This is a genomic window from Stenotrophomonas pictorum JCM 9942, assembly GCF_001310775.1.
GTDB lineage: Bacteria > Pseudomonadota > Gammaproteobacteria > Xanthomonadales > Xanthomonadaceae > Stenotrophomonas > Stenotrophomonas pictorum.
The window spans coordinates 1-9,102 of sequence record NZ_BAZI01000087.1 but is presented as its reverse complement, the minus strand read 5'-3'; the positions used below and the strand labels follow the sequence as shown (position 1 = coordinate 9,102).

General features: G+C 64.8%; 5 protein-coding genes and 2 pseudogenes. 1 reads left to right on the top strand and 6 read right to left on the bottom strand.

Annotated elements, in window-relative coordinates:
• Window positions 1-1,564, top strand: a 1,564-nt coding sequence (gene rho, locus JCM9942_RS06595) for a transcription termination factor Rho (RefSeq protein WP_054658579.1), incomplete at its 5' end; no start/stop codon positions are given.
• Between the two features lie 132 nt (window positions 1,565-1,696).
• Here rho and JCM9942_RS06590 read toward each other — a convergent pair.
• The 6 genes and pseudogenes from JCM9942_RS06590 to queF all read right to left on the bottom strand — a co-directional run bounded on the left by JCM9942_RS06590 (window position 1,697) and on the right by queF (window position 8,988).
• Window positions 1,697-2,581 carry an energy transducer TonB gene (locus tag JCM9942_RS06590; RefSeq protein WP_241772723.1) on the bottom strand — a complete coding sequence of 295 codons (885 nt, stop codon included), beginning with the start codon at window positions 2,579-2,581 and terminating at the stop codon, window positions 1,697-1,699.
• A gap of 60 nt (window positions 2,582-2,641) precedes the next feature.
• A pseudogene (gene aceK, locus JCM9942_RS06585) lies at window positions 2,642-4,371 on the bottom strand (bifunctional isocitrate dehydrogenase kinase/phosphatase).
• Between the two features lie 234 nt (window positions 4,372-4,605).
• Window positions 4,606-6,836 (bottom strand): annotated as a pseudogene (locus JCM9942_RS06580) (NADP-dependent isocitrate dehydrogenase).
• 405 nt (window positions 6,837-7,241) lie between these two features.
• The gene (locus JCM9942_RS06575; protein ID WP_054658577.1) at window positions 7,242-7,724 is read right to left on the bottom strand and encodes a hypothetical protein; all 483 of its coding nucleotides are present in this window, start codon (window positions 7,722-7,724) and stop codon (window positions 7,242-7,244) included.
• Between the two features lie 50 nt (window positions 7,725-7,774).
• A complete protein-coding gene (locus JCM9942_RS06570) occupies window positions 7,775-8,074 on the bottom strand; it encodes a LysM peptidoglycan-binding domain-containing protein (RefSeq protein ID WP_054658575.1) in 300 nt (99 codons plus the stop codon).
• A gap of 95 nt (window positions 8,075-8,169) precedes the next feature.
• Window positions 8,170-8,988: an NADPH-dependent 7-cyano-7-deazaguanine reductase QueF gene (gene queF, locus JCM9942_RS06565; protein WP_054658573.1), complete on the bottom strand. Its 819-nt coding sequence runs from the start codon at window positions 8,986-8,988 to the stop codon at window positions 8,170-8,172.
• Window positions 8,989-9,102 lie beyond the last annotated feature (114 nt).

Below are 9,102 nucleotides of genomic sequence, written 5' to 3'. Positions count from 1 at the left end.
AGGCTCAGCTCAGGCCAGCGAATCATCCGCACCGGCCACCGGCTCTGGCAGCCATGAGGGACAGGCTGCTGCATCCAGCGGTCCGCAGGACGATGGCGGCGAGCCGCGCAACAGCGATGGCCAGCAGCGCCAGGGCCAGCACAATGCGCAGGGTCAGGGTCAGGGCAACCGCCGTGACCGCTTCCGCAACCGTCGCGACCGTGACCGCAACCGCCCACGCGATGACAGCGGCATGTCCGGTGACGGCGGCAATGAGGTCTACGTGCCCCGCTCGATGCCGAGCGTGCCGGAAGGCTTCCCGGTCTATTCGCTGAGCGATCTCAAGCGCATGCCGGCGCACAAGCTGCTGGAAGTGGCCGAGCAGCTGCAGATTTCCGAAGGCGTGGCCCGTGCCCGCAAGCAGGACGTGATCTTCGCGCTGCTGAAGGTGCTGACCCGTCACGGTGAAGGCGTTGCCGCCGATGGGGTGCTGGAAATCCTGCCCGACGGCTTCGGCTTCCTGCGTGCGGCCGAGGCCAGCTACCTGGCCGGTCCGGACGATACTTACATCTCGCCCAGCCAGATCCGCCGCTTCAACCTGCGCACCGGCGACCATATCTCCGGCCGCATCCGTTTTCCGAAAGATGGCGAACGCTACTTCGCGCTGAACATCGTGGACACCATCAACGGTGAGCCGATCGAAGCCTCGAAGAACAAGGTGCTGTTCGAGAACCTGACCCCGCTGTTCCCGCGCAAGCGCTTCACCCTGGAGCGTGGCAACGGTTCCTCGGAAGACATCACCGGCCGCATCCTCGATCTGATGGCGCCGCAGGGCAAGGGCCAGCGTGCGCTGATCGTTTCACCGCCCAAAGCCGGCAAGACGATGCTGATGCAGCAGGTGGCCACAGCCATCACCACCAACCACCCCGAAGTCCACATGATCGTGCTGCTGGTGGATGAGCGTCCGGAAGAAGTGACCGAGATGCAGCGCACGGTGCGCGGCGAAGTGGTTTCCTCGACCTTCGACGAACCGGCCGCGCGCCACGTGCAGGTTGCCGAAATGGTGATCGAGCGCGCCAAGCGCCTGGTCGAGCACAAGAAGGACGTGGTGATCCTGCTGGACTCGATCACCCGTCTGGCGCGTGCCTACAACAACGTCGTGCCCAGCTCCGGCAAGGTGCTGACCGGCGGTGTCGACGCCAACGCCCTGCACCGCCCGAAGCGTTTCTTCGGCGCGGCGCGCAACGTCGAGGAAGGCGGTTCGCTGACCATCATCGCCACCGCGCTGGTGGAAACCGGCTCGAAGATGGACGAGGTGATCTACGAGGAGTTCAAGGGCACCGGCAACAGCGAAGTGCACCTGAACCGCCGTATCGCCGAAAAGCGCGTGTACCCGGCCATCGACATCAACCGTTCCGGCACCCGCCGCGAAGACCTGCTGATCGAACCGGAGCTGCTGCAGAAGATCTGGATCCTGCGCAAGCTGCTGCACCCGATGGACGAGATCGCGGCGATGGAATTCCTGTTGGACAAGATGAAGAACACCAAGTCCAACGACGAGTTCTTCGGCTCGATGAAACGCTGATTCCTTCACCGGGATCGCGACTGAAAAGCCCCGCGAAAGCGGGGCTTTTCATTTGCCCGCGTGACGCGGGCGCCAGCTGATGCGGGTACCCCCCGCTGCAGGGAGTACCCCGGACAGTACCGGATCGTGCAATCAACCGCCGTGCAGTGGCGTCAGCAACCGCGGCCCCTTGGCATCGGCCATGTAGACGCCACCTTCGGGCAGCGTATCGGGCGAGAAGTGGGCTTCCTGCGCAGCATCACGCCATGGCGCGGATTCGCGCGGACCGGCCACGTAGCTGTTCCACCGCCCGTACCCGTCATGCTCACGGGGCACCGTTCCCGTGCTCAGCCGGTAACTCACCGGCACGCGGATGTTCCAATACGGCTGCGATGCGGTTTCTCCCGTGGTCGGGGTACGGAACGTCCATCGCCTGGCCGCTGCCACCGCATTGCGCGCAAACAGCTCCCGGAAACGCCGCTGCTCGGCAGCGCTGCTGAGGAAGCCAAGATTCACCTGCTCGGCAAACGCATCCTCCACCTGGCCATTGCGCCCGACCCTGACCAGCAGGTAGACATCACCGGATGCGCCGGTACGCCACGCCTGCTCCGGATAGCGGGGTGGCGGCATGTCCAGACTGGCGACATTCTGCGGATCTTCGGAATCGAAGCGCTGGAAATTCAACCCCCGCAGCGCGACTTCAAAACTGTCGCCCTCCCCTTTGCGGGCAATAACACGCAGGCTCATCGGCGCGATGGCCTTGACCACGGCGCCCTCCACCACGATCGGCTCGAAGCGCCACTGCAGTGCCGCCTCGCGTACCAGCGTCACTACCCCGCGGGGCAGTTTCTCTTCACGATGCAGCGTTACCGCCGAGACCGTTCCATCGGTTTCGATCTGCACTTCTCCCCGCACCAGCATGCTGCTTTCCACTTGCTCGCGCACAGCGGCCGGCCCGTAACCCGCCGCCGTGGCCACCAGCGGCGTCGCCAGCAGCACGACACCGGCCAATCCCATCGCCCGGAACCAGTTCTTCATCACCACACTCCCTTGAGGTTGCTGTGCGCCGATTACAGCCCGGATAGTTAGCCGCGGCAACTAGGCGATCCGCAGCGCACGCGGATACGGCGGCGTATCGGGAAACTCCCCGCGCCTGAAACGCGCCTGCAGCCCCTGCCACCAGGCCGGATCGAACAGGTCGCGGTGCGTTTCAGCAACCAGCTCCTGCAGCGCCTTGGGCAAGCCCATGAACAGCGGAAAACGCTCCGGGAACACATCATTGGCGGCGACATGGAACCACGGTTCGCTGGCCAGGGCCTCCTCGTGATTGCGCGGCGCCGGCCAGGCGCGGAAGTTGCAGTCGGTGACCAGGCACAGCTCGTCGTAGTCGTAGAACACCGCACGGCCATGGCGCGATACGCCGAAGTTCTTCAGCAGCATGTCGCCGGGGAAGATGTTGTTGCAGGCCATGTCACGGATCGCCTGTGCGTAATCCAGCGCGGCCGCGCGCGCCGCATCGGCCCCCTGCTCGCGCAGATACAGATTCAACGGGCGGAACCGGCGTTGCACATAGCAAAGCGCAATCTCCACCTCGTCGCCATCGATGTGCACGCTCTGGCTGCACTCATCCACCAGCTCCTGCAACAACGCCGGTGCGAAACGCTGTCGCGGGAAGCGCAGATGGCGATATGGCTGCGCGTCCAGCAGACGGCCGATGCGGTCCAGGTTGAACACCAGCGCGTACTTGTCCTCCACATCCTGCCGGCTCATGGTCTTGGGCCAGGCGAAACGGTCGCGGATCAGCTTGAACACCAGCGGATAACTAGGCAGCGTGAACACCGACATGACCATGCCCGGCGTGCCTTCGGCATGCACCAGCAGCTCGTTGTGGTGTTGCTGGAAGTGGCTGAAGAAGGTGCGATAGCGCTCGGTTTTGCCCTGCTTGGCCCGACCCAGCACGGTGTAGATCTCATCCACCGGTTTGCCCGGCAGGATGCTGCGCAGGAACACCACCGCGTCAGCCACGGTGGGCAGATCGGCCTGGAAGTAGCTGCGCGAAACCCCGAACAGATGCGCCACATCACGCCGCCGGCTCAGCACCGCCTCCACGCGGATACCGTCGTCCTCATTGACCAGGGCAATCACACACGGCGAGAAACGGTGCTCGCCAAACACCCGACCGACCAGATAGGCACGGCGCTCGCGGTAGAACACGGTTTCCAGCAGCTCGATCGCACGCACCGGATGGGCGCCCCAATGGGCTAGATCGTCCTGCAACCGCACCGCGATGGCGGCCGCACAGCGCAGTTGATGACGGTAGGGAACATCAAAGGCGTAGTCGCCCAGCAGCCGCGAGAACGCCTCGGCCGGGCGGTTTTCCGACACCGCATACACATGCCGCGCCACCGGATGGGTGATCGCATCGGAGGCTCGATATCCAGCGCCATGAACTCGATGCTGTCCTCCACCCCGCGGGTTGCGAACAAGCGCCGGGTCAGGGTGTTGTAGAAGGTCTTGTACAACTCGCCGTCGATACGGGTATCGATCAATGCGGCAAAGCCGGTCTTCACCTCTGCCCACAGCGCGTGCGAGGGCGCCGCACCCAGCTGCAGCCCGTCCAGTTGCTGTCGACAGCGCGCGATGCATTGATCGTACAGCGCGATACGCTCCACCGCGTCGCGCTGCGCGCCGGCCCAGTCGCACACCTGGAAGCGCTCGCGCGCGCGGCGCGTCACCTGCGCAAACCCCGAGTGGTAGTCCTCGAATCCACGCACGATGCACGCGGCCAGCCGCTGCGCCTGCCCGTGCTGGTCGGCAGATGCACTCATCCTGCGGCCACCGTTGAGGCAAGGCGGCGGTGCAACCGTGGAAACAGCAGAACCTGTTCATGCGCATGCTTATCCAGTCCCGTGCTGCGACCATACGCCAACACGCCGGCACGAGCCCAGTCCCGCGAAATTCCATGCACCGGCGCACCGCGCCACGCATGAAAAAGGCCCGCATCGTGCGATGCAGGCCTTCTGCTTCCGATGGCCCGCGCTGTGCGCGCAGGCCCAGGTCCCTCAGCCCTTCAGTGTCGCCAGAGCGGCATTGAAGGTTGCGCTTGGACGCATTGACGGGCCGGCCTTGGCCAGATCCGGGCGGTAGTAGCCGCCGATGTCCACGGCCTTGCCCTGCACGGCGACCAGCTCGTCGACGATCTTCTGCTCGTTGCCGGCCAGCGCCTCGGCCAGCGGGGCGAACTTCGCCTTCAGTGCGGCGTCGTCATTCTGCGCTGCCAGCGCCTGCGCCCAGTACATGGCCAGGTAGAAGTGGCTGCCACGGTTGTCGATGGTGCCCAGCTTGCGGCCCGGCGAGCGGTCGTTGTCGAGGAACTTGCCGTTGGCCTGGTCCAGTGCCTTGGCCAGCACCGCGGCGGCCGGGTTGTCGTAGCGCTGGGCCAGATGCTCCAGCGAGGCGGCCAGGGCCAGGAACTCGCCCAGCGAATCCCAGCGCAGGTAATCCTCTTCAACGAACTGCTGCACGTGCTTCGGGGCCGAACCACCGGCACCGGTCTCGAACAGGCCGCCACCGGCCATCAGCGGCACGATGGACAACATCTTGGCGCTGGTGCCCAGCTCCAGGATCGGGAACAGGTCGGTGAGGTAGTCGCGCAGCACGTTGCCGGTCACCGAGATGGTGTCCTGGCCCTTGCGGATGCGCTCCAGCGACAACGCCGTGGCGGCCACCGGGTCGAGGATGCGGATATCCAGCCCGCTGGTGTCGTGGTCCTTCAGGTACTGCTCGACCTTGGCGATGACCTGCGCATCGTGGGCACGGTTGGCGTCGAGCCAGAACACGGCCGGGGTATTGCTCAAGCGGGCGCGGGACACAGCCAGCTTCACCCAGTCCTGGATCGGCGCGTCCTTGGTCTGGCACATGCGCCAGATGTCGCCGGCTTCCACGGCGTGCTCGAACACCACCTTGCCGGCCTCGTCGGTGACCTTGACTACGCCATCGGCGGCGATCTGGAAGGTCTTGTCGTGCGAGCCGTATTCCTCGGCCTTCTGCGCCATCAGGCCGACGTTCGGCACCGAGCCCATGGTGGCCGGATCGAACGCGCCATGCGCCTTGCAGTCCTCGATCACGGCCTGATACACACCGGCGTAGCAGCGGTCAGGGATCACCGCCTTGGTGTCCTGCAGCTTGCCTTCGGCGTTCCACATCTTGCCCGAGTCACGGATCATTGCCGGCATCGAGGCGTCGACGATCACGTCCGACGGCACGTGCAGGTTGGTGATGCCCTTGTCGGAATTGACCATGGCCACGGCCGGACGCTTGGCGTACTCGGCGGCGATGTCGGCCTTGATCGCATCCCGGGTGGCTTCAGGAAGCTGCGGCAGGCGCGCATACAGATCGCCGATGCCGTTGTTGGCATCAAAGCCCACTTCCTTCAATGCGGCGGCGTGCTTGGCCAGCACGTCCTTGTAGAACTCCTCGACCACCACACCGAACATGATCGGGTCGGAGACCTTCATCATCGTCGCCTTCAGGTGCAGCGAGAACAGCACGCCCTGCGCCTTGGCATCGCCCACCTGCGCATCGATGAAGCTGGCCAGCGCGCGGCGCGACATCACCGCGGCGTCTACGATCTCGCCGGCCTTGACCGCGGTCTTTTCCTTCAGCACGACGGTCTTGCCGTCGTTCTGGACCAGCTCGATCTTCAGGCTGCCGGCGCTGGCGATGGTGGCCGACTTCTCACTGCCGTAGAAATCACCGCCGTCCATGTGCGCCACGTGCGATTTGGAATCGGCCGACCACACGCCCATGCGGTGCGGATGCTTGCGGGCATAGTTCTTCACCGACAGCGGCGCGCGACGGTCGGAATTGCCTTCGCGCAGCACCGGATTGACCGCACTGCCCTTGACCTTGTCGTAGCGCGCCTGGATGTCGCGCGAGACTCGTCGGTGGGCGCGTCCGGGTAGTTCGGCAGCACGTAGCCCTGGTCCTGCAGTTCCTTGATCGCGGCCTTGAGCTGCGGCACCGAGGCGGACACGTTCGGCAGCTTGATGATGTTGGCTTCCGGCTTCGTCGCCAGTGCGCCCAGTTCGGCCAGATCGTCGCCGATCTTCTGCTCGTCCTTCAGGAAATCCGGGAACTGCGACAGGATGCGGCCGGACAGGGAGATGTCACGGGTCTCGACGGTGATACCGGCAGTGGCGGTAAAGGCATCGACGATCGGCAGCAGCGACTGGGTCGCAAGGAAGGGCGCTTCGTCGGTGAGCGTGTAGATGATCTTCGGCGTATTCGACATGGGGGCAGGAACTCTCTTGCTGACGGAGGCAGAACGTGGATTGGCACAGGCGATGGAGGCAAGACGCAGGGATCGGCACAGAGGCCAGCCGCGATGTCACCTCGACGCGCACCAAGTGGAAAACACTCCGCATTGTCGCGGTTTAAGCCGGTCCCGGCAAAATTGCGCCATACGCGAAGGTAGGGCCTGGAACTCCCGGGGGCCGGCGCCTGCGCGCAGCCCTTGCGCCGTCTCGCCCGATGCCGCGGCACGGATTGCCGGTCACAATTGCAACCGTTGCGTCTGACCCGGGGACAGCACCGGCCACTGCGCAGCCACCGGGCCGTCCATAAAAAAGGGCGCGGCCCGTTGGCAGCGCCCATGCGATTCCACGACCGGGAGAGAGTCGGCGTGGAACGGCTTTCCTTACTTCACTTCGAATTGCTGTGGCATGCCAACCGGCTTGCCGTCGACCATGACTTCGGCGGTGTACTTGCCAGCCGGCCACGGGCTCGCCTTGCTGAATTCCAGATTGGTCGTGCCGGTATCGGTGGTGTTGAGCACGGCGCTCTGCTCACCGGCGACCTGGCCATCCTGGTACATCAGCTTGGCCGCCAGATTCACGTTGCTGGCGGTCCCGCTGGTCTTCACCGAGACGATGATCTTGTCGGTAGGGGCGAGCATCGCCATCGGCGCCACCGACATGTCCGCCGCCGCGGTATTGCCCACGGTCACCGAGGTCACGCTGACCGCAGGCGCCGCCGGAGGCGGTGCCGGTTCGGCCATCGGCGCCGGCGCGGGGGCCGGTTCCGGCGTCATGACGGTTTCTTCTTTCTTCTTGCAACCGGCCAGTGCCGCAGCACCCACCACGGCCATCATCAGGACACTGCTCAGTGACGTCTTCTTCATCGGATCGGCTCCAGAAAAACCAGGGGAATAGACCACGGTAGAGCGCCGGATCAGCGCTGGGGCGGCGGGATCTTCAACACCTGCCCCGGGAAAATCTTGTCCGGGTCGTCCAGCACATCGCTGTTGGCTTCAAAGATCTGCTTCCAGGCATTGGCATCGCCCAGCAGGTTTTTGGCGATCCGGGAAAGGCTGTCGCCCTTCTGCACGGTGTACTGCTGTTCGCCAACGCGCTGTTCGGTGCTGCCCACCGTTCCAGTCACATCGGAGAAGTCGGCCTTGGGCGCGCTCTGCTCCGTACTGCTGACCGTGGCGGTGACATCGGAAAAATCGGCCTTTTTCTCGGTACCCATCCAAGTCACTCCTTCGCAACTGGAGGCCACCATTGCACGCTGCCCGTTAAGGTTTCATCGTGCGGGTGTAAAAACCGGCGGTGCTGACGGAGCGATTATTGACGGGCATCGCGGAACGCGTTTTCAGCGGACAGGCCGTCGCCGGCGCTGGTCCGTCGCGGGTTGATATCCAGGCCGCCGCGACGGGTATAGCGCGCTTCGACGTGCAACGCCTGGGGAGCGCAGCGGTGCATCAGGCCGAGGAAAATGCGTTCCACACACTGTTCGTGGAATTCGGCATGGTCACGGTAGCTGACCAGATAACGCAGCAGCCCTTCGCGATCGATACGCGGACCACGGTAGCGGATGCTGAGGCTGGCCCAGTCCGGCTGGCCGGTCACCGGGCAATTGGACTTGAGCAGCGCCGAAGTGAGCGTCTCTTCGACAATGCACTCGGCATCGGCCAGCAGCAAAGACTCGTCCGGCGGGCCGTAGCGGTCGATGGCCACGTCCAGATGATCGACACTTTGCCCCGGTGCTTCGGCAACCGGCGGCAGTCCGAACTCGACCCGCACATCGGCGCCGGCGCAGCTCGACAGATCGGTAGTGATGCGTTCACGCAGGGATTCGGCGCTGTTGAAGCGGGCGCTGTTGAGCGAGTTCAGATACAGCTTGAGCGATTTGGACTCGATCAGATTCGGCGAGGTGGCCGGCACCCACAGCGTGGCGGTGGCCACGCAGGGCTTGCCGCGCGCATCCAGCCAGCCCAGTTCATATACATGCCAGCGGTCTTCGCCGATAAACGGCAGGGCCGGGCCGTGCAGACCGATCTGGCCACGCGCGGCGGCACGCGGGATCGGGAACAACAGGCTGGCGTCATACCGGGTGGGGTAGTCGACCTCGCGGCCGAGACTGGAATTTTCAGGGGTATTCATGGGCGGAATTGTAGGGGCTGGCGCTTGACCGGCCGCTATATGACGCCCCGGGCGCAGACCCAACGGGCTTCTCCGGCGCCGGCTCGAACGCAGCGCCCCCTGCCCCGGCGCGCC

Bases quoted from the DNA above. Each gene is read 5' to 3' on its own strand.
- JCM9942_RS06590 (WP_241772723.1), bottom strand. From the start codon at position 2,581: ATGAAGAACTGGTTCCGGGCGATGGGATTGGCCGGTGTCGTGCTGCTG.
- JCM9942_RS06575 (WP_054658577.1), bottom strand. From the start codon at position 7,724: ATGAAGAAGACGTCACTGAGCAGTGTCCTGATGATGGCCGTGGTGGGT.
- JCM9942_RS06570 (WP_054658575.1), bottom strand. From the start codon at position 8,074: ATGGGTACCGAGAAAAAGGCCGATTTTTCCGATGTCACCGCCACGGTC.
- queF (WP_054658573.1), bottom strand. From the start codon at position 8,988: ATGAATACCCCTGAAAATTCCAGTCTCGGCCGCGAGGTCGACTACCCC.